Genomic DNA, 19,852 nt, shown 5'->3' with positions numbered 1-19,852 from the left:
ATTTCTTGGAAATCTAGTTGATCATCAATTGTAATCTAAATTCGGTAAGCTAAAGAAAGCGATCGCGATACCATCTTTATAATGTAAATCAAATCACATAAGCTTATGGAGCCAAACTCTTTACAAACTGAGGTGATTCTGACACACCCGCGTGAATCCCTTGGTAGAGTGCAACTTGATTGGACACCCCAACCCGGAAACTATCTCGATTTTCAAGGTAAAACCTACGCGGTTTTAGAGCGTCGCCATAGATACAAACTTCAAGCTGGGCGCTACCGCTTGCATAATATTGCCATTTATGTACAGTCTGCTAAACGACCATCTGAGAAAAGTTTGGTAGCAGGACGTTGGGTAATCGGTGATGCCACCTGCTGCTACAATGCTCATTCAGAACTTATTCGCTGTGCAGTCAACCCAGATGGCCCTTGCGAATCTTGCCGCTTTTATGAAAAGTTAGGAGTTAGGAGTTAGGAGTTAGGTGTTAGGAGTTATTCTCCCTCATCCCCCTCAACTACCCGCACCAAAAACTTCTCCCACAGTTAAGCGCGTACCATTAACAAAATCCCATCCCGACTGGGGACGTTTACCGGCTAACTGAACCTCTCGCAACAGCAATAAACCTTCCCCAGTTTGGACGATTGCGCCAATTCCTTTGACAATGCTGACTACAACTCCCGGTTGATCTGATACATTTGACAAATCAGGCAATTTATGTATTAATTCTTGTAATTCTGCTGGGAGATCGCGATCGCTTACAGAACCAAGAGGAGCAGAAGCAGTAATTTTCAACAGGTGATCGCGAAAGGTAGCCGTGCAGTTAGGGTAGAAGCCTCTAATTTGATTGTGTAATTGGATCGCGCTTTTTGACCAATCCAAAGCATAATCTTGTTTTTGAATCAGAGGCGCATAAGTAGCTGCTAAATTATCTTGGGGAATTGGTTGAATTTCTTTACGTTCCAACTTCAACAAAGTTTCCACCAACAAATCCCCACCGATTTCTGCTAGTCTGTCGGCTAAATCTTGGGAATTATCCAGTAATCCAATCGGTGTAGTGGCTATTTGGAGCATTGCACCGGTATCCATCCCCACATCCATTAACATGGTGGTGATCCCCGTTTCTTTCTCACCGTTATACAAACACCACTGAATCGGCGCTGCACCGCGATATTTAGGTAAAATCGAGCCATGCACATTAATGCAAGCCAATTTCGGCATATTTAAGATTTTTGCCGATAAAATCTGTCCATAAGCGACAACAACAAACACATCTGCATCTAATTGTTTGAGTTTGGTTAAAGTTTCAGTGTCTTTTTTCACCCGTTCGGGTTGCCATACTGGTAAATTGTGAGCAGTAGCGATCGCTTTTACTGGTGTTGGTGTAAGTTTATTTCCGCGTTCCCGGCGTTTATCTGGTTGGGTGACAACCGCCAGCATCTCAAATTCTGAATGATTCAATAACTTTTCCAAGGTGGGTACAGCAAACTGGGGTGTACCAAAAAATACAATTTTCATTAATAATTAGTTGTTAGTTGTGAGTCATTAGTTAATCGTAAGTGCGCCCCTAATAACTGACAACATTTAAGTTGCATGTTGAAATAGAATTCACTCAGCCAGCATCTAGCAGGCTCCTGTATTTGGGACGCAGCTGCAAAATACAGTTGTTAGCTGTAAATAATATTGGCTGTTTGGTGGTACAATATTTTCGTATTCATGAAACCAAAGGCTGCTTGATTAACTTGCCGGGTTAAGTTGACAAGCGTAACAGCTAGTATCAGCCGCATTTGCCTCTAGTGAAACTAATCACTTAGTGGTTTTTCTTTGCGAGTCGCTAGAGCATCTACCGAGTGAATTTTGTTGTGTTCTTGATCGTCTTCCCGAAATTAGCTTTAAATGTAGTTAAATTTCCGAAAGATTATTGCGTCTTTTAACTATTTTTATAGTTTAGATAGCAATTTATAACTTTGGGTTGCTGATAGCAATATCTTCTGAGTATGATGTATTATGCGTCCGCTTTCCCAGGTTTTTAATTAACGCCTCACGTTTACCATCATGAGGGTTTGCGCTGTTATATTTAGTGGCTAACCTAGCTTATTTGCTGTGTACTAGCGATCGCTAGTACGATCCCCGATAAAACTAAGTTATCTGACTCTTATTTGCCAGCCTCATTCCTCAAACTATACCCGAAATATTTCTTAACTAAGAATTATTTTTGGTGTGGTGGAGTATAGCGACATTATATATCGTGTAGTAATTACTGAGTTCTCAGCATATTTACTATACTCGCATATTTTTGCCAAAAAATATTCAGTACCTCAGTAAGAAAAGGTGTAGACAATGATACTTAATTTTTGTAAAACTCTGCAAACTTTGAAGATATTATTTCGTCATTAGTTTTAGTTTCTTGTTATACATATAACTACCACCTGCCCCACTGCTGTTGATGTATTGCTTCTCACATAGCAATTGCCCCCTCTAGAGAGTCTACAAATGCTTAAACCCCTTTTGCTGTCAGGATGGTTCCGCACACAACCATTTCTCAATTATGTTGTCGTTGTGATACTACTTGCACCTTTATTAGGAGCATCGGCTCACTCGATCCCAGTAAGATCCGAAGTACATAAACTAACTTCGATGGCTGGAGAATCTGACTCTGTATCAAAGGAAATAGCTGTAGTTGGGGAACCTGAGATAGCTGAAACATTAAAAACAGATCAAATCGAATCGATAACAGAAGAATTTGACTCTGTGCTAACACAAAGTACTGCTGTTCAGGAACCGCAAGTATTACCAGCGAATAAAATTGAGTCTTCAGCTCAAGTAGATAATTATCTGTCAAGCAGCGATTTAGATTTAAGCGATGTAACTGTTCCCGATTCTTTGGCAGCAGTTGAACTCGCACCATCAACAGATGTTCCTGTTGGTCAACTTAATTTAATACGCAAACTTAAAGCTGCTAATGTCAAGTCTTTAAAAGGACAAGAAAATTATCTCTCTAGAGAAAAGTCTTTTACTGAATCATTGATAGCAACTCAAGTAGCACCAACTATTAGAGAATCTCAATCAACCACAACGACCGAAATACCTGTTGTGGAAACAGTTAATGAGTCGCAAGCAGAACAAATAGATCCCATCGGTAGTCCTCATCCGATTCCTTGGAAATGGATTACAGCAACTCAAGAAGCTATTGCTTCTAATGGTGGTTCTGGAGTGCGTCACTATCGCAGCGTACCCGTGATTTCTCCAGATGGTAAATATGCTATTTATAGCCGGGTGCAACTGGAGGTAAAACCCCAAATGTACAACAGCCGTGTCACCAGTGTTATGTTTGTCCAAGATATGCACACTAAGAAATTGTGGGTGATGGCTTCAACAACTCCAGTTAGCGATCCTTTATTAAAGGTAAAGGCAGTAAAAGCGGAGTCGTCAGCAGAAACTGATCCGAGTGGTCAAATTGGGGTATTAGTTCCAGTTAGCTGGTCAGAAAAAGGCGATCGCTTCTTAGCACGCAAGTTTGAAGGTATATTTAACACAGGTGATTCTACAGATAGTGCAGTGATTTGGGATCGGCAAAAAAATCACGCTAACACAGTTGCTCCTGTTAGTGACGAAGAACATGAAAAAATTGCCGTATTGTTAGGCTGGAGTAAAAAGCAACCAGATCATGTATTGTTCCGTGCAGGTGAATTAGGTGAGGAAAACTGGCCATTAATGCAAGTCGCTAATGATGGTAAGACTTTACCCACAACAGACCAAGATCAGCCGATTACTTTTGGTAAAAAGGTGACAGAAATTTGGGCAGGCCCACAAGTTGCCTATCGATAGATTATAAAAAATCCTACATCCTCCCGTTATCGTCACTGCTGACAACGGGATTTTTTTATATATCCCTAATGCAATACGGTTCAGTTAAGGCTATGCAGTGCTTAGTACAACGAAGACCGGAGGATTCATTTGTGCCCCAAGACCTCAATACGCTTGGGTTAGCGCCAAAAGCCTTAAAGTGTGTAGTGTGTAGGTTGGGTTAAGGAACGAAACCCAACATTTCCGGGGCTTTGTTGGGTTGCGCTTTGCTTAACCCAACCTACAATTTTTCTTAAAGCTTATACATTTGCCAGTTTTGCCAAAATTTTTGTAGGCTCTTGTTTTGGCACAGGTATTGTAGAGTGAATAAGCTGTTTCGGGAATAATAGCAATACTATTTAATTGGGTTCGGTTAAAGGGGAAAGGTTTTGAATACATCCTTAAAACCGTTGATATTTGCCCTAGCTGACCTTTAAAATAGGTATTCAAGCGGAGGAAATAAAGCTTGAAATTGATATTGGTAGCTCCTGACTCTTTGTTGTGTGCAGCCTTTCAACAGCATTTTAATTATTTACCTAATGTAGAAATAGTGAATAACTACTTCGAGTGGTTGCCAGATTTTGATTGTGTGGTCAGCCCTGCTAATTCTTTTGGAATGATGGATGGTGGCATAGATGCGGCAATTATCCGTTTTTTCGGTCACTCTTTAATGGCAAGAGTCCAGCAGCGCATTCTTGAGGATTATTTGGGTGAACAGCCTGTAGGAACATCAATGATTGTGGAAACACGTCATTACAAGCATCCTTTTTTGGCTCATACCCCTACGATGCGAGTTCCCATGATTATTGCTGGGACAGATATTTCTTATATAGCGATGTGGGCGATGCTGCTGGCAGTTCGCCACCATAACCAACACGCCAAGCAAAAAATTAACACCATTGCTTGTCCTGGATTGGGTACAGGAATAGGACGAGTGCCATATACTGAAGCTGCTAGACAGATGGCATTAGCTTACGATCATTTTTTGTATCCACCCAAGCATCTCAATTGCATAGTTGCCGCTGAAAGACAACTTCAGATATGGGAAGGAGGAGAATTTAGGTAAAGCAGGAGTTATATCAGGTTTGGTTAAACACTTATAATATCTGTAGGTGGAACGAAACCCAACATTTGCTCTTTGTTAATGTTGAGTTTCACTACCGTACCCCTACGGGGAAGCAAGCTACAACCCAACCTAGATTGATAGCTTTTACTATACTTAACTTGTAGAGTTTTATCTTTTGATTCTTTTATTCATAATATCCAGAAAGTGACAGAAGCTTTGCAAAGTTACAGCAGATTGCAAGTAAGTGAGATACAACCAAGACTGATTTATCAAATATAAAGAGTTTCTACCTCCTGCCTCCTGCCTCCTGCCTCCTGCCTCAAAACCCGTAACTTTGTACTTCATGCAAATGAAAACTGCTGTATATCCGCCACCGGGATAGTCCGATCAAAAGTGCTTGTGTTCACATTCAACGGATGCAGTCATACTTTAACCCAGATGAACGTGCAGCTGCATAAAGTTGTCAGTGATATCACTGGTACTACTGCGATGACAATTATTCGAGCGATTGCCGTGAGCTTGTTCCCCAGCCCGAAGCAAATACGGTTTCTTAAGAAAGGGTTTTAGTCTAGTTTATCTTTCTTCACATAGTTTGGTTTTATTGTGCCAACCTACTTATAAAAAGCAGTTTGTTGTGAAGATTTTAGTCCTCAAAGCCAGGACTTTAGTCCTTATTACGAACAAACAATTTGACTAGATCATAAATAAAAATACTTAAAATTAAAACTAGAGAGACTTATCACCTCTCTCCCACTCTGGTATAGCACCCTTCACCCGGCGGATAGGCAAGTTGGCGATTAAAGCTGTGGTTCGTTGGTTGCTTTCTAAGGAGAACTCTAAGCCCTCTGTCTCAACTTCAACATAGCGACAGACTACATCTAGGATCTCTTTCCGCATTTTTTCCAACGTTTGAGGGTCTATATCAGCGCGATCGTGAGCAATCACCAATTGCAGGCGACGTTTAACTTGAGTTCGACTGCTATCAGGGCCGCGAAAAAAAAGTTTTTCTAGAAGTTCAATCATTACGAATAGGTCTGGGGCGGAGACTGGAAAGGTAAGTTAAACAATCTTTGTCCACAACAACCTTCGTAGGCGGGCGAAGATGCTGTCTTGGGACGAGTCGATCTCCAGAAATTCGACACTTTCTCCTTCTAATCTACGAGCAATGTTCTCAAAGGCTGTGGCAGCTAAAGAGGGATTTTCCGCTAACACTAAGGGTTCGCCACGATTGGTAGATACAATAACACGCTCGTCGTCAGGGATTACCCCGATCAGGGGAATGGCGAGAAGTTCCTGAACATCTTGCACTGACATCATATCATTTGCCTGCACCATTGCGGGTCTGATGCGGTTAATTATTAAATGAACACGCTTGATACCTTGTGCTTCTAGTAACCCTACTACCCGATCGGCATCGCGAACTGAAGAAATTTCTGGTGTGCTGACAATTAGCGCTTCTTTGGCCGGGCCGATCGCATTTTTAAACCCATTTTCAATCCCGGCAGGACTATCAATTATTACGTACTGATATTTTTGCGCTAGTGCATTCACCAATAACTTCATCTGTTCGGGTGTGACTGCATCTTTGGAGCGATTTTGGGCTGCCGGCAGGAGTACGAGATTGGGTTGGCGCTTATCTTTCACTAAGGCTTGTTCTAAACGGCACTCTCTGGCTAAGACTTCTACCGCAGTATAAACGATGCGGTTTTCCAGCCCTAACAGCAAATCCAAATTTCTCAGACCAAAATCCGCATCAACTAAAGCAACTTGACGCCCCATTTTGGCTAAAGCCATACCCAAATTTGCTGAAACTGTGGTTTTACCCACTCCTCCTTTACCGGAGGTAATCACAATAATGCGAGTCATGATAGAAATGCGGTCAATGAGGGTTCAGGAAATATAAAACAGTAAATTGCAGTATAAAGTATGAAGTATGGTATCAAGTATGAAGAAATATCTGTTCTCCCTGATGAGGGTGAGGCATGAATATTTGTTTTATTTCATCCTTACTTATATACTTCATTCTTTAAGTAAATATTTATGGTTCTTGATTGCTCTTGGTGAATTGGTTTCTGGAAAAATCAGTCGCCCTAGCGATCCGAATTCCTTGGGGCGTAATATGTGCCACCTCTGGAAAAAACTGCATTGGCGGTTTTTCTGGTGCTCTAGCTACAGCATCTGCGATCCGCAGTTGGGTTGGTTCCATTTGCAAGGCCATTATCAGACACTCACGATTGCCTCCAGCCCCAGCATGAGCGATTCCACGTAGGCGACCCCAGATAATAATATCTCCATCTGCAATTACAATACCACCTGGATTTAAATCTCCCAAGAGAATTACTGTCCCAGGATGACGAATTTCTACTCCAGAGCGGACTGTCATTTCTAAATAGAGGGCATCTTCTTGGGGGATTGCTATAGCTGTTGGCTCAGAACTCAGGGAAGTTATGGGCTGTAATTGTTCTACTGAATACCCTGATGTGACGGCAGCGATCGCCGTTTGCCGCCGACTCGTCGAGACAGATATCAGTCGGAGTTGGACTTCACTCAAAGCCTCGGCGAGTTCTTGGAGTTGTCTAGCATCTACCAAACGGTCTTGTGCCATTAAATGCACAGGTGTATTAGATACACGGAAGCGATCGCCTGCACTCAGACGTTGCCTTATTTGTTGCCAAATATCAGACCAAGTGAGTTCTGAGGCAGATACTTGAGATTCCAAGGGCAAAATTAATAAAAGTCGTCCCTCCTTACTTTTTAACTGGACTTGAGTATTATCATTTGCACGATGCCCTGGTAATGCTAACTCATTGGGATTTAAATCAGTCAGGATAAAATCCGATCCGGCATCAGTATTTGTTGACTCTACATCTGGATCAGTAGGATTTGACTCTACATCCCCAAGGACGGTATTTGATTTTAAATAAAGCAGGACAGATTTTAACTCAGCATCTGGGAGGATAGAATCTGACTCTACATCAGAAACAGTAGAATTTACCTCTATCTCAGAAAGGATAGAGTTTGATTCTGCATTAGGAAGTGCAGAATTTGACTTTCGATTGGGAATCGTAGAATCAGAAGTCATGCAGTACTAGCCAAAAGACAACAAATTTTGGATTTTAGGTCGCACCTTTGGTGCGCTTCCAGCGCAACTTAGATTTTGGATTGGTGTCACTCACAAGGGTTGAAAGTGCCTAGCAAGACGTTAGTCTGACATGAACCAAAAGATTCTTTAATCTAAAATCTAAAATCTAAAATCTTAAATTGGCACGGTTAACCTCTGATAAACTGTCCCCAAGGCATCAGCATCGCCAACGTTACCTGGAAACAGCACCACAGGCAAATCAGGAAATTGAGGATGATCGGATGGCGTTAACACCATTGAACAACCAGCTAAAATTTGACCGAGTAAACGGGCTGAAGTTAAAGCTAGTCCAGTACTCAAAACATCATTAGAAGTAATACCACCCTTGCTGATTAAGAATCCTATATCAGATGGTAAACTGCGGACAATATCCATCAATAAACCTGAAACTTGTTCTCCAAACTCCAATCGTGTCTTGACATCTTTAAAATTCAGTTCCTGACGGCTAGTATAAACCACTGGTGTTTTGCCAGCTTTGTGTGCCGCTCGTGTACTTTCTTGAATTTCAGTTAGCAATGCCGCAGATTGATTTGCATCATCAAGTAATCGCGCTACATTCACTTCGATTCCTACAGTTCCCTCTACTTGCAACAGCGCCTCTAATTGCTGGGTAGTCTTTTTCACATGGGAACCAACAATCACTGCACCTGGTTTGCCTTGTAGCACGTACTCGCCCATGTTTTCGGCAGCAATGGGTTGGGGTGGTAAAGCGGCTAAAGCAGTTAAAATACTTGCTGCACTGCGAAATAGAAAGCGTTTCCCTTGACTTGCAGCTGCTAATATATCTACTGCAAAGCGGTTGAGATCATCTTGAGTTTCACCATCTACAACAGCGCACTGATTACCATAAAGTTGTAACAATCGTTCCAAACTACCAGCGCGAATATCAGCTAGGAGAAACCTTTCTACTGCTTCAGCACTAATTCGTCCTTGAGTTTTTTCTTCGACGTACTTGGGTAAGTAACTGTGATGGTAGCTGAAGACTGAATCACGGGCAAATTCGGTTTCATGGACTGGGGTGGGTACACCACCAATCATCAAATAATGCACGCTGTCGCGGGTGATGCGTCCACCCTCAAAAAAAGCTGGGACGAGAAAATGAGCATCAAAAGGGCCGAGTTCTTGGGCGATCGCATCTGTTTCAATGGGATAATGCCCCCGCAAAGTAGAATCAGAACGGCTGACAATCAAAAAATCGTCAATTCCTTCAGCATTCAAAGCGATTTTCAGGTTATGGCAAACTTCTTTAGTGACAGATGCGGCTGACTCTGGCGTGAGCGATCTAGTATTAGTCAGCACAAAGAAAATCGGGGAATCATCCTGCAAACCTATGCGTAGAGTGTCCACATCCCAGTGCATTAGCAGCAAGCAGCTGTGGACTGTTTGAGAACCTGTAGGGTCATCATCCAGGACAATTATTTTGGGTTTGTTGCTCATTTAAGTCAACGGGGCGATTGTTTTCTGGGAAATTCATCAACAGAGGTAATCTCTACTCAGCCTTTCTGCAATTTTCTGATTTCTGCTTGGACATCGATCGCAATTTGCAATGATTGATTTAGCAGTTGAGCATATTCGCCTGCTTGACTACTAACTTGTAAAGCTCGCAGACTAGCTAAATTATTCACAAATAACTCTTGGTTATTTGCAAGCAATTTTTTATTATCTCGCAAAATTCGTTCCGTTTTCAGAGCGCGGACTAAATCTTCTCGAATTAGTTGCAGGGCGGCGGTTACTTTATCTCGGTCATGGATACTGCTTTCTACGTTTCCTGATGCTGCCAATTGGTCATTGATATCGATGGCAGCAACTAGGTCATGATATTTATCAACTTCATCTAAAAGTATTGTCAGTCCTTCAGGACAGGTTAATTGTCGCCACAGCCATCGCCCCACCAATATCGGCATTGGCACTAAAATTAGTAAAAGAATTCCTAGTCGAACTGAAGAACCAATTGTTGGCAGAATAATAAAAGCGTAAACAAAGCCTACAATTATTGGCGTTAGCGCCAGCGTCACCAGCATTTCACTGATAAAAAACCCTAATCGCTTTTTGCCATCTCGCAAAACTGAGGGTCGAAAAACGTCTTCTGGATCGAATCCAGTCAAACGTCTCAGTTCCCCCTTACTAATTTCCAAGCCTATTAAGTCCGGCTGCACGTCTGCATACTCCTATGGAAACCCAAGTTGCGTATTCATTTTAATCGGGTTTACCGTGATGATTGTGGTTATATTCAGGAAACCAGTTTTCATCTAAGATTTGTTCTAAAGAGTCAATGGGTATAGAGGGGAATATGTCAATGGCAAGTTGAGAGCGTAGTTTACCGCCGTAGGCATCGCTTGCTTCTTTCCTTGCATCTTGATAACATTCATCAAATATTTCTAAAATGTAAGGTTTAAGACTAGAACTATCTTTGAGTTCATCCTTAATCTCTCTACGAAAAGTTCTGATTTCCCCTTTCCAATGTCCTTCATTGCGCTCCCGTTCCACATCCCAGTATGTGAGCTGAAGCAGATGTTCAAAAAGTCGAATTAACAGACTTTTCACCATTCGCTTCTGGCTCCTACCCATACTTCCTAATTCTTCTAACAAATTATCTAAATCTACAGATAAAAACTGACCAGGGCGAAGTTGGTTGATGGTTGTCATCAGCCACAGATAATAATCTTGGTCGTATAAGGTTTGAGTTGCTGATTGTATTATTGGTTTCACCATACACTAGCCGAACTCTCCTACTATTTTTTTTAATCTAGCTCAATTGAGCTTCTATACAATTGGAAGTCCAAGTTGCGTATTTATTTTAATCGGGTTTGGTGTGGATGAATTTCTTAACTCAACTCGACTTAAGATAAACGCCAACTCAGTGTGACTTGCACTTATCCATCAGGTAAAGCTGACATTTTCCATACACCATCTGGAAGTTCAGAGGCGATTGCATCCATCATCTTACTGCCATAGCCACCTTTTGGGCGTTCATAGGTGGTAGGTTTGATAATTGAGGCATCATTGGCGATCGCTAAAATACATTTGGCTGCACCACTGACAATTCTGCCTGTTCCTGACCAAATTTGTTGAGCAAAGGCGGGTAAACTGAGTCCGCACAGTAAAGAGACTGTGGTGAGGATAATATGCAGTCTTTGTATGGGGAATTTCATAATTGGAACCTGAACCCTGATAGCTGCTGGATAAATCGATGCTTCAACACTTAGCAGAATTGGGTTTTTAGATGGGTTCGTAAGTCTGCAAATTATTTTGCGGGGTTTCGCAAAGTTTTTTGCGGTGATACTCGTAGATTTTCTTGGCGAGTAAAACTAATCTCAGTAAAAGTAACAATGGCGATCGCTTTCTCAAACTAATAACTTAGTAATTCACAGTATTTTCCCAAAGATATGTGCTTTTGGCTGATGAACATAGAGGGCACAGTCAGCAATGGATTTTTGAAAAAATTTAATCTTGAACGCACACAAGAACTATTTGATTAATTAGTAGATTGCTTGAAGCGATCCCACTTTTTACCACAGAACATTCAGATCCCCGACTTCTTCAAGAAGTCGGGGATCTAGTCTTCCACTTTCTACGGCACGATGATTTTATGCGATGCCCACGGCACTACGCACTTTTGACCACACGTCATTCAGATCCCCGACTTCTTAGAGAAGTCGGGGATCTATATCCCAGGCTAATCATCTAGCAACAGTCTTTTGAAGCCAGTGCTATCAGGTAGGTTATGATCCGCCAAAAATTGCTGATAAGCTGACTCTTGCTCAATCTGCGTTTTAATATACTCTGTTTTGGGTAGTGTTCCTGCTCGTAATCCTGCATACTCCAAATAACTGGAAAACTCCCATTCTCCGGGTTGCTGTACCAGTCCTGCTTTCACTGGATTTAGATGAATGTAGCGTGAGAGATTGACAAGATAATCAGTTTGTAAAATTTCAATACTTTGAAACCTTCCCTGAAATAATACGCCAGAGCGATTAAAACGCTTATTAATTGCCTTTGTGTAAGAGAGGGAGAGAGATTTCATGGCATCAGACAGGGTTTCATCTCTCAAATAAACCAAAAAATGATAATGATTGGGCATTAAACAGTAAGCGACAATATCTACTGCATTGGCGATCAGATGTTCTTTTATCAAGCAGAGAAAATAAATATAATTTTCACGCTCAAAGAAAATTATTTGGCGATTGTTACCCCGATTATAGATATGATAAAAGTTGCCAAGTTGCAAGGTAATTTGTCGTCGCGGCATAGGCAATAATCTGAGGTGTTGCCTTTAGTATTCCCTTTTAACACATCAGTTACTTCAGATCCCTGACTTCTTAAAGAAGTCGGGGATCTAGGAGAAGCGATGCCTACGACAGTATAACTACGCACTTTTGATGTAAGCGACACAGAGCGATCGCACTTTCCATTACATGATTATTTGGTGCGATCGCTCTTTTTGAATAAACTAAAACCTTAGAGCGATGCCTATGACGGTAGAAGGTAATAATCTTGGTCGTATAAAGTCTGAGTTTTTGATTCTATTTGTATCACCATACACTTATTCAACTTCTATTAATTCAAGGTTGGGGTCATAGCTTTGGGCTGCTAACGCTACATACTCAGTATCCATCATACTGAGGTTATGAATTTCAGTTAAGGTGCAATACCCCAAATATTCCTTAAGTATAAACTAAAGCTTACTGAAAGAATGAGGTTTTAATTTACCAAGTCATTCAGAATATACGAGATCCCATTCATCAACCTCCAAATTCTCACCCCTATAAATTACAAAAATGTTTCTTCCTTAGAGATTAGAAAAATGAATACTACAAATGGTAAGGGCAAAATTCGTTACGCCGTTGTTGGTTTAGGTTGGTTTGCCCAAGAAGCTGCCTTACCTTCCTTTGACAACACCGACAACTCAGAATTAGTGGCGCTAGTTTCAGATGACCCCACTAAAAGCGAAGAACTGAGCAAAAAGTATGGTATAGAGCATACTTACTCCTACGAGGAGTATGAAGACTGTTTGGCAAGTGGCGAGGTTGATGCAGTTTATATTGCGCTGCCTAATCATTTGCATTGCGACTATACTGTGCGAGCTGCTAATCAGGCAATTCATGTATTATGTGAAAAGCCAATGGCAGTAACAGAAGAAGAGTGTGAGGCAATGGTTAAAGCTACTAATGATAATAATGTGAAGCTGATGATTGCCTACCGTTTACATTTAGAAGAAGCCAATTTACAAGCAGTTGAAATTTTGCATTCAAAGCAAATTGGTGAACCACGAATTTTCAACTCAGTTTTTACTCAGCAAGTGGAAGAAGGCAATATTCGTTTACGAGATGTTACAGGTGGTGGGACGCTCTATGATATTGGCATCTACTGCATTAATGCTGCACGTTATCTATTTCAAGATGAACCAATTGAAGTATTTGCTGTAGCTGCCAATAATGGAGAACAACGCTTCAGCGAAGTGGAAGAAATGGCTAGTGTCATCTTACGTTTCCCGAATGAACGATTGGCAACATTTATTTGTAGCTTTGGAGGGGCAAGTGTTTCAACCTATCAGGTTGTAGGTACTCAAGGCGATTTACGAGTAAAACCTGCTTATGCTTGGCAGGGAGAAATCAAGCATTACCTGACAATTAATGGTGAAACTCAAGAGCGAACTTTTGAGGATCACGATCAATTAGCAGCTGAATTTACCTACTTCTCTGATTGTATTCTGCAAAATAAAGACCCAGAGCCATCTGGAACGGAAGGGTTGATTGATGTTAGTATTATTCAAGCACTTTATCAGTCAATTGAAACTGGTCAACCTGTGCAGATAAAAACTCGCGATGCCTGCGGCGGTAAACTACGCCATCAACGTCCCACATCAGCCCAAACTATTGAGCGTCCTCCTACTGACCAAAAGCCAGACCTGATTCATGCTGCTGAACCTTCTGGGCAGTCATAAGGTTGGTTTAAGAATGAGAACATATAAGGGCACAATATATTGTTGTGCCCTTATATGTTCTCTATTCAATTAAAAACTGCTGTGTATGTCCAAATCTTAAGGATAAAGACCTCTATCAGTCAGCGCCTGAGCCACTCTACCTACTCCTAAAGTGTAAGCTGCTAACCTTAAAGAAATTTGCCGTACCTCCGACTGGTGAATCACCCGATGGTAAGCTTGTACCATCAAATGTTCCATTTCGCGGTTGACGCGCTCTTCATCCCAAAATACGTAAGAAAGACCCTGCACCCACTCCAAATAACTGACTACTACACCACCAGCATTCGCCAAAATATCTGGTAGCACTGTCACACCCCGCGCCTCTAATGCCAAGTTAGCCTCAAGAGTAACTGGGCCGTTAGCTGCTTCTGCGACAATTCGCGCCTGCACCTGATTCACATTTTCTTCAGTGATTTGGTTCTCCAAAGCCGCTGGTATTAAGACATCACACGGTAAAGTTAATAAATCTGCATTGCTAATTGGTACAGATTGCGGGAAACCCACAATACTCTTGCGATTTTCAGCAGCGTAGACTTTTAACTTGGGAATATCAAGACCAACTTCGGAAAATATTCCACCAGCACCAGTTGAAACCGCGATAATTTTCGCGCCTGCTTCATATAATAATTCTGCTGCGGCACTACCAACGTTACCAAAACCCTGAATAGCTACTCGCACCCCTGCTAAAGCTTTACCTTGCTGTGCCAGCGCCTCACGCACAATAATCATCACGCCACGTCCGGTTGCCATTTCCCGTCCCAGGGAACCACCAATCGAAAGGGGTTTCCCAGTTACAACCCCCGGTACAGCATGACCAACATTTACAGAGTAAGTGTCCATCATCCAAGCCATCTCACGAGCAGAAGTACCCATATCTGGTGCAGGAATATCTACGGAAGGCCCAATATCTTTAATTAACTCGCTAATATAACGGCGGCTAATTCGCTCTAATTCACCAACACTGTAGCGTTTTGGATCTATAGCAATGCCACCCTTTCCACCACCGTAAGGAATACCTAACAAGGCACATTTCCAAGTCATCAGCATTGCTAGAGCAGATACTTCCCGCAGTGTCACAGCCGGATGGTAACGAATTCCGCCCTTGTATGGGCCTAAAACATCGGAGTGTTGCACACGATGTCCAGCAAGAACTTGTATTTCCCCATTATCTAGTTTCACGGGAATGGAAACCGTGACAACCTTACGTGGGTGGCTGAGAATTTCCAGCAAACCCTGATTTAAATTTAATTCTTTAGCTGCTGCTTCTAAGTAGCTACAGGCTTGGTCAAATGGGCATATATGCCCTGGAGAAGCTGGTTCTGGCAGCAATAGGGATTTTGAAATCATAAAATTTTCTCCTAATCACGGTATCTTTACGAACCGGATCTCATATATGCCTAGCTTATCCTTGTTTTTTGGGAAAATAGGAATATTGTAGTTTTTGTTACATTTTTATCAAACAGAATTCAGGAGTTAGAAGCAAAGCCAAAGATGCTGCGCCAAGGCATCAGAATTCAGTTGGGTATTCTGTATGACTGGCGCATGAATAAGTGGATTTAAGACCCTTTAGCAAAATAAAAATTTGGTTGAACCCTTGTAAATTCGCAAAGGTATTGCAAAACCTGTAAATGTTTCAACGTTAGTAACAATTGCTTGAGCATTTGCAAGAAAAGCTTAAGCAAAACTTGTAAATGTTTCAACGTTAGTAACAAATGTTTAAACCTTTGCAGCAATTGCTTATATCTTTGCAATAAATGCTTAAACAAAACTTATAAATGTTTCAACGTTAGCAACAAATGTTTAAACCTTTGCAACAAATGTTTCAACGTTAGCAGCAATTGCTTATATCTTTGCAAGAAATGCTTAAACAAAACTTATAAATGTTTCAACGTTAGCAGCAATTGCTTATATCTTTGCAACTAATGCTTAAAAAAAGCTTATCAATCATGTTTAACAGACTATTTTACCTTGCTAACGCGATCGCAGCATTCTGTCCCCCAAAGCCAAAACTCAAACATAGTACCTGCCGAATTTTACTTAGACGTGCTGCTGTCACGATATCTAAATCAAACTCTGGCTGCTGCAATCCTATACAAGGTGGTAATATTTGATGCTTTAGCGCCATGAGAGAAAAAGCTACACCTAATGCTCCCGACGCTCCTAATGTATGACCTGTGCTTCCCTTGGTAGAACTAACTGCCACGCCTTGGGGAAATAAACGCTGGATTACCATACTTTCCATCTGGTCATTTAGCAGAGTAGCTGTGCCATGAGCATGAATATAATCGATATCGTTTGGTAAGAGACAACTACGTTTTAGACATTGTTTGATGGCAGCGATCGCACTTTTCCCTTCAGGTTCTGGTGAATTACCATGATATGCGTCGTTAGTTAAGCCAAAACCGAGAATTTCACCATACACTCTTGCTTGACGCTGTTTCGCCAACTCTGCTGATTCTAAGACAAACACAGCCGCGCCTTCACCCAACACTAAGCCTTCCCGGTGCAAATCAAACGGATAAGCCCCAGTTTTCGCCAAAGCACCCATCTGCTGAAACCCAGCCAAAGTTAGGGGTGTAATTGGTGCTTCCACTGCACCTGCGATCGCTTGTTGACATTGCCCAGTTTGGATAAGTAAAGCTGCTTGGGCAATAGACCAAATTCCAGTGGCACAAGCTGCCATTGGTGCCAAAACTATCCCCGATGTACCTATTTGTCTTGCAGCTGCGATCGCATTGATATGAGGTAATGTATCTAGCCAATTTCCAAAAGAGGACACGGGCAAATTTGCCGCATCTTCATACATTTGCCGCGCCAGAACTTCCCAAGACGCTTGATAAGAGCGACTCGATCCAATGACTACAGCACAATCAGTTAAAGGTGAAACTAAACTAGAATCTTGCAAAGCAGAAGCAACAACCATCTGAGTCAACATTGTTAACTGAGATGGTTTTTGACCAATCAAACCTAGAGGAAGTGGTGTAAGTTCTGGAAATGGTTGATGTAATCGAATTCCAGATTTACCTGCAATTAAATTTTGCCAGCTATTCTCTAAGCTTCCACCCAAAGCGGAAATTAAACCAATACCAGTGACACAAACCTTAACCAATTTGCAATTTGGGGGGATGAGGGAGATAAGGAAGAATAATCGTTTGTTTGCTTTCTTTACTCGCTTATTTCCCCCTGCTCCCTCATCTCCCCCTGCTCCCTCATCTCCCCCTGCTCCCCCTGCCCTTTTTCTCTTATTGCCTTGGTGTTTTCAGATTTTCAGCACCTTGGGTGACTTTAGCAGAGTCAATGCGATCGCCTTGCTGAATTTTGTTTACGACATCAAAACCTTGAGTGACATTGCCAAACACGGCGTAGTTACCATCTAAGAACGCCAAATCTGCCAAAGCAAAGTAAAACTGGGCAGAAGCTGAATCGGGTGATTGCGATCGCGCCATCGCTAGTGCACCCTGTTTATGGGGCAATACGACGGGTTGAGCAGTAGCATCAAATGGTTTATTGTAAATTGGAGTATCTGAACCTTTGGGTTTAACTTCTAAAGGTATATAACGAGCATTGCCCGTTTTTGGGTCAATATAGCTACCTGTTCCTAGTCTATCTGCTGGAAATTTCGGGTCTTTGCTTTGAGGATCGCCCCCTTGAACTACAAACGGTTGGGGTTCGCGCACAACTCGATGGAAAGCTAAACCATCGTACACACCCTTTTGCACTAAATCTACGAAGTTGCCAGCTGTAATTGGGGCATCAGTGCCGTCTACTTCGATAGTAATCGGCGAACCTTTAACCGTGATTACCACAGTAGCCTTGCCTTCTAATCTTGGTAAATCTGTTATTCCAGGAATACTCTCACTAATAGTTTGAGATACAGAAGTTGCTTCAGTAGTTGTCTTGGTGCTTGCCTCGCTTGTGGTCGAGGTAGCTGTCGAGTTTGGAGAAGAGCTATTAGAAGCGACTTGCTGTGTCGAACATCCTCCCAACATCAAGACACTGATAATCACAAGAGAAAGTAAAAATTGTGAAATTTTTAACCGCATTGCCTGTTACCGATTTAACCAGAGTATCTTATCGTTTTCAAAGGCATTGGGAATTGGGCATTGGGAATTGGGCATTGGTTATTAATTCTTGTCCCTCACTCCCTCATCTCCCCCTGCTCCCTCATCCCCACTCCCCACTCCCCACTCCCCACTCCCCACTCCCTTAAAGTCCTTCTAACGATACTCCCAAAAAGCGGGCTAACTTTGCGCCTTCTGTTTCTAACTCTGTTAAAGATAAGGGTTGTCCAACCCGTGTTAAGGGTATATCTCGCCGTCCCTTAATGCGTAGAAAGAGGGCGCGACGGGGGTTAAGACCTTCTTTTACGTCTATTAGTACAGATTGGACATCTTCTATGCGGCTATCAATCTGAATTTGGCGGTTTTTGCCAGGAAACCCCCAGCGGAAGATTTTGATTGCGCCAGTTTCCAGATCAAATTCGTTGTAACCGCTTCCTACATCCAATAAAATTACTAGCCACAGGTATGTGGCTAATAGCAAGCCAGCTGCACCATATAACCCCATCACTAATCCTTGGGGGACGAATGCCAGTTGAGTAGGATCGGAAACTATGAGTAAATTAACTTTTAAATAACTGGATATTCCAGCCAATAAAAAGCCGCTTGCTCCCAAGGTAACGATAGTTGCCCACCAGTAGTTACTGAACCGACGAGAACCGAGAACATTTTGGTGCAGGAGGCGATCGCCTTTGTTAATCGTTGTTGATGTCGTCATTGAACTACCATTGTCCGTGAGATACTCGTTGTCACATACAAAGCACACTAAATGCTTTTGCATAGAGTGGTGGGTTCCTGTGCCAATCCGGCTATTGCTTAAGAGGCACCCAGAGCTATGTTTGAAGTCCACGGGAACCCTGCCGCAGACTAGAAATTTTTCACTTTGTACGCTACAAATTTTACTGTCCCAGATAATGCTGGCTTACTTGTACTACGGGACAAACCACTTAGGCTATTTGTATTTAGTCAAGATGTGCCAACTTCCTTTCTCCTTGTCTAAGGTTTCACATAGGTTTTCCAGAGGTGTATCAAAGACCGTGGCGGCGAAGTGACTATCCGCATTTTACCAAACATCGTTGACAAAAACTCAACTGCGCCTCTCCCTGTTCCTGCTACCCATATAATTTTGTTAGAGCACGTTATAAAATTTCTTCACTTAACCAATTACTGATAAAAATTTTTTATCCCCATCTCCCCCATCTCCCCCATCTCCCCCTGCTCCCCCTGCTCCCCCATCTCCCCCATCTCCCCCTGCTTCCCCTGCTTCCCCTGCTTCCCCTGCTCCCCCATCTCCCTGCCCCTCTGCCTCTTGAAATGAGTTACCTACCTACGTCCATCTGCATTAAATTTTTTCAGATTTCTGAGAAAAGTTGTGTCAAATTGTAAAAATTCTGATATTCATATTATTTATAAGGTTCGTGTTTCATAGCTCATTTGCTTTTGCGTATCAGGCAAAAACCCTGACTAATGTGATAAGTTAAGAATCATTAAGTTACCACAAGCTAGATTACTAGCCGATGGTACGTGTAATGTCATAACCCTGAGAAATAATGACTTAACTAGTCAGCAAACTCTCAGAATCTCAGTTACTTAAAAGCAGTTGAGATTGTCAAAAAAACGTTAATTCCTCACGGCAGTCGGTTACACTGGCTCTCCGTGCTGCCTTAAAAACGTTGCAATTTTAGTAAAAAAAGAGGATTTTAGTCCGATGACCATCGCAGTTGGACGCGCGCCCAGTAGAGGGTGGTTTGACGTTCTAGACG

Annotated in this window: 17 protein-coding genes and 1 pseudogene; 5 read left to right on the top strand and 13 right to left on the bottom strand. The window is 42.1% G+C overall.

Translation table 11 applies throughout. From position 1 onward, the window contains the following. The first annotated feature begins 105 nt into the window (after positions 1-105). Positions 106-471 carry a DUF6464 family protein gene (locus RMY63_RS35575; RefSeq protein WP_322733204.1) on the top strand — a complete coding sequence of 122 codons (366 nt, stop codon included), beginning with the start codon at positions 106-108 and terminating at the stop codon, positions 469-471. Positions 472-507: 36 nt separating this feature from the next. Here the strand turns inward: RMY63_RS35575 and fmt are convergent, their stop codons facing one another. Further along, positions 508-1,512, bottom strand: coding sequence for a methionyl-tRNA formyltransferase (gene fmt / locus RMY63_RS35570; RefSeq protein ID WP_322733203.1), 1,005 nt, complete (start codon positions 1,510-1,512; stop codon positions 508-510). 975 nt (positions 1,513-2,487) lie between these two features. On the opposite strand from fmt, the gene RMY63_RS35565 reads away from it, so the two are divergent. From RMY63_RS35565 to RMY63_RS42020, 3 genes and pseudogenes are all read left to right on the top strand, one after another. Continuing rightward, positions 2,488-3,822, top strand: coding sequence for a hypothetical protein (locus RMY63_RS35565; RefSeq protein WP_322733202.1), 1,335 nt, complete (start codon positions 2,488-2,490; stop codon positions 3,820-3,822). Positions 3,823-4,306: 484 nt separating this feature from the next. Further along, positions 4,307-4,906, top strand: a complete 600-nt coding sequence (locus tag RMY63_RS35560) for a macro domain-containing protein (RefSeq protein WP_322733201.1) — start codon at positions 4,307-4,309, stop codon at positions 4,904-4,906. A 368-nt stretch (positions 4,907-5,274) separates the two neighbouring features. Next, positions 5,275-5,416 (top strand): annotated as a pseudogene (locus tag RMY63_RS42020) (IS110 family transposase); the annotation flags it as partial. Positions 5,417-5,632: 216 nt separating this feature from the next. Here RMY63_RS42020 and minE read toward each other — a convergent pair. The 8 genes from minE to RMY63_RS35520 all read right to left on the bottom strand — a co-directional run bounded on the left by minE (position 5,633) and on the right by RMY63_RS35520 (position 12,297). Then, positions 5,633-5,929 carry a cell division topological specificity factor MinE gene (gene minE / locus RMY63_RS35555; RefSeq protein ID WP_322674880.1) on the bottom strand — a complete coding sequence of 99 codons (297 nt, stop codon included), beginning with the start codon at positions 5,927-5,929 and terminating at the stop codon, positions 5,633-5,635. A 36-nt stretch (positions 5,930-5,965) separates the two neighbouring features. After that, positions 5,966-6,772 carry a septum site-determining protein MinD gene (gene minD / locus RMY63_RS35550; protein ID WP_322733200.1) on the bottom strand — a complete coding sequence of 269 codons (807 nt, stop codon included), beginning with the start codon at positions 6,770-6,772 and terminating at the stop codon, positions 5,966-5,968. A gap of 172 nt (positions 6,773-6,944) precedes the next feature. Then, positions 6,945-7,988, bottom strand: coding sequence for a septum site-determining protein MinC (minC, locus tag RMY63_RS35545; protein ID WP_322733199.1), 1,044 nt, complete (start codon positions 7,986-7,988; stop codon positions 6,945-6,947). A 174-nt stretch (positions 7,989-8,162) separates the two neighbouring features. Beyond that, positions 8,163-9,485, bottom strand: a complete 1,323-nt coding sequence (locus RMY63_RS35540; protein ID WP_322733198.1) for a four-carbon acid sugar kinase family protein — start codon at positions 9,483-9,485, stop codon at positions 8,163-8,165. Positions 9,486-9,541: 56 nt separating this feature from the next. Continuing rightward, a complete protein-coding gene (locus RMY63_RS35535) occupies positions 9,542-10,204 on the bottom strand; it encodes a hypothetical protein (protein ID WP_322711332.1) in 663 nt (220 codons plus the stop codon). Between the two features lie 40 nt (positions 10,205-10,244). Continuing rightward, entirely contained in the window at positions 10,245-10,760 is a 516-nt protein-coding gene (locus tag RMY63_RS35530) for a DUF29 domain-containing protein (protein WP_322733197.1), read from the bottom strand. Positions 10,761-10,921: 161 nt separating this feature from the next. Further along, complete coding sequence (locus RMY63_RS35525) at positions 10,922-11,200, bottom strand: hypothetical protein (protein WP_322733196.1); 279 nt, start codon at positions 11,198-11,200, stop codon at positions 10,922-10,924. Between the two features lie 524 nt (positions 11,201-11,724). Continuing rightward, the gene (locus RMY63_RS35520; protein WP_322733195.1) at positions 11,725-12,297 is read right to left on the bottom strand and encodes a transposase; all 573 of its coding nucleotides are present in this window, start codon (positions 12,295-12,297) and stop codon (positions 11,725-11,727) included. Between the two features lie 555 nt (positions 12,298-12,852). Here RMY63_RS35520 and RMY63_RS35515 point away from each other — a divergent pair. Further along, complete coding sequence (locus RMY63_RS35515) at positions 12,853-13,992, top strand: Gfo/Idh/MocA family oxidoreductase (RefSeq protein WP_322733194.1); 1,140 nt, start codon at positions 12,853-12,855, stop codon at positions 13,990-13,992. Positions 13,993-14,088: 96 nt separating this feature from the next. On the opposite strand, the gene RMY63_RS35510 is transcribed toward RMY63_RS35515, so the two are convergent. The 4 genes from RMY63_RS35510 to RMY63_RS35495 form a co-directional block, all read right to left on the bottom strand. Then, a complete protein-coding gene (locus tag RMY63_RS35510) occupies positions 14,089-15,378 on the bottom strand; it encodes a Glu/Leu/Phe/Val dehydrogenase (protein WP_322733193.1) in 1,290 nt (429 codons plus the stop codon). 616 nt (positions 15,379-15,994) lie between these two features. Continuing rightward, complete coding sequence (locus RMY63_RS35505; RefSeq protein WP_322733192.1) at positions 15,995-17,140, bottom strand: beta-ketoacyl-ACP synthase; 1,146 nt, start codon at positions 17,138-17,140, stop codon at positions 15,995-15,997. 133 nt (positions 17,141-17,273) lie between these two features. Beyond that, positions 17,274-18,074, bottom strand: a complete 801-nt coding sequence (locus tag RMY63_RS35500) for a peptidylprolyl isomerase (protein ID WP_322733191.1) — start codon at positions 18,072-18,074, stop codon at positions 17,274-17,276. A 163-nt stretch (positions 18,075-18,237) separates the two neighbouring features. Beyond that, positions 18,238-18,807, bottom strand: coding sequence for a photosystem I assembly protein Ycf4 (locus RMY63_RS35495; RefSeq protein ID WP_322733190.1), 570 nt, complete (start codon positions 18,805-18,807; stop codon positions 18,238-18,240). Positions 18,808-19,852: the final 1,045 nt, after the last annotated feature.

It is taken from the genome of Nostoc sp. ChiQUE01b (assembly GCF_034531255.1).
Taxonomy (GTDB): Bacteria; Cyanobacteriota; Cyanobacteriia; order Cyanobacteriales; family Nostocaceae; genus Nostoc.
This window is presented reverse-complemented; position numbering and strand designations above follow the sequence as displayed.

Coding starts and splice junctions, on each gene's coding strand:
- RMY63_RS35575 (WP_322733204.1), top strand. CDS start 106: ATGGAGCCAAACTCTTTACAAACTGAGGTGATTCTGACACACCCGCGT.
- fmt (WP_322733203.1), bottom strand. CDS start 1,512: ATGAAAATTGTATTTTTTGGTACACCCCAGTTTGCTGTACCCACCTTG.
- RMY63_RS35565 (WP_322733202.1), top strand. CDS start 2,488: ATGCTTAAACCCCTTTTGCTGTCAGGATGGTTCCGCACACAACCATTT.
- minE (WP_322674880.1), bottom strand. CDS start 5,929: ATGATTGAACTTCTAGAAAAACTTTTTTTTCGCGGCCCTGATAGCAGT.
- minD (WP_322733200.1), bottom strand. CDS start 6,772: ATGACTCGCATTATTGTGATTACCTCCGGTAAAGGAGGAGTGGGTAAA.
- minC (WP_322733199.1), bottom strand. CDS start 7,988: ATGACTTCTGATTCTACGATTCCCAATCGAAAGTCAAATTCTGCACTT.
- RMY63_RS35540 (WP_322733198.1), bottom strand. CDS start 9,485: ATGAGCAACAAACCCAAAATAATTGTCCTGGATGATGACCCTACAGGT.
- RMY63_RS35530 (WP_322733197.1), bottom strand. CDS start 10,760: ATGGTGAAACCAATAATACAATCAGCAACTCAAACCTTATACGACCAA.
- RMY63_RS35525 (WP_322733196.1), bottom strand. CDS start 11,200: ATGAAATTCCCCATACAAAGACTGCATATTATCCTCACCACAGTCTCT.
- RMY63_RS35520 (WP_322733195.1), bottom strand. CDS start 12,297: ATGCCGCGACGACAAATTACCTTGCAACTTGGCAACTTTTATCATATC.
- RMY63_RS35515 (WP_322733194.1), top strand. CDS start 12,853: ATGAATACTACAAATGGTAAGGGCAAAATTCGTTACGCCGTTGTTGGT.
- RMY63_RS35510 (WP_322733193.1), bottom strand. CDS start 15,378: ATGATTTCAAAATCCCTATTGCTGCCAGAACCAGCTTCTCCAGGGCAT.
- RMY63_RS35500 (WP_322733191.1), bottom strand. CDS start 18,074: ATGCGGTTAAAAATTTCACAATTTTTACTTTCTCTTGTGATTATCAGT.
- RMY63_RS35495 (WP_322733190.1), bottom strand. CDS start 18,807: ATGACGACATCAACAACGATTAACAAAGGCGATCGCCTCCTGCACCAA.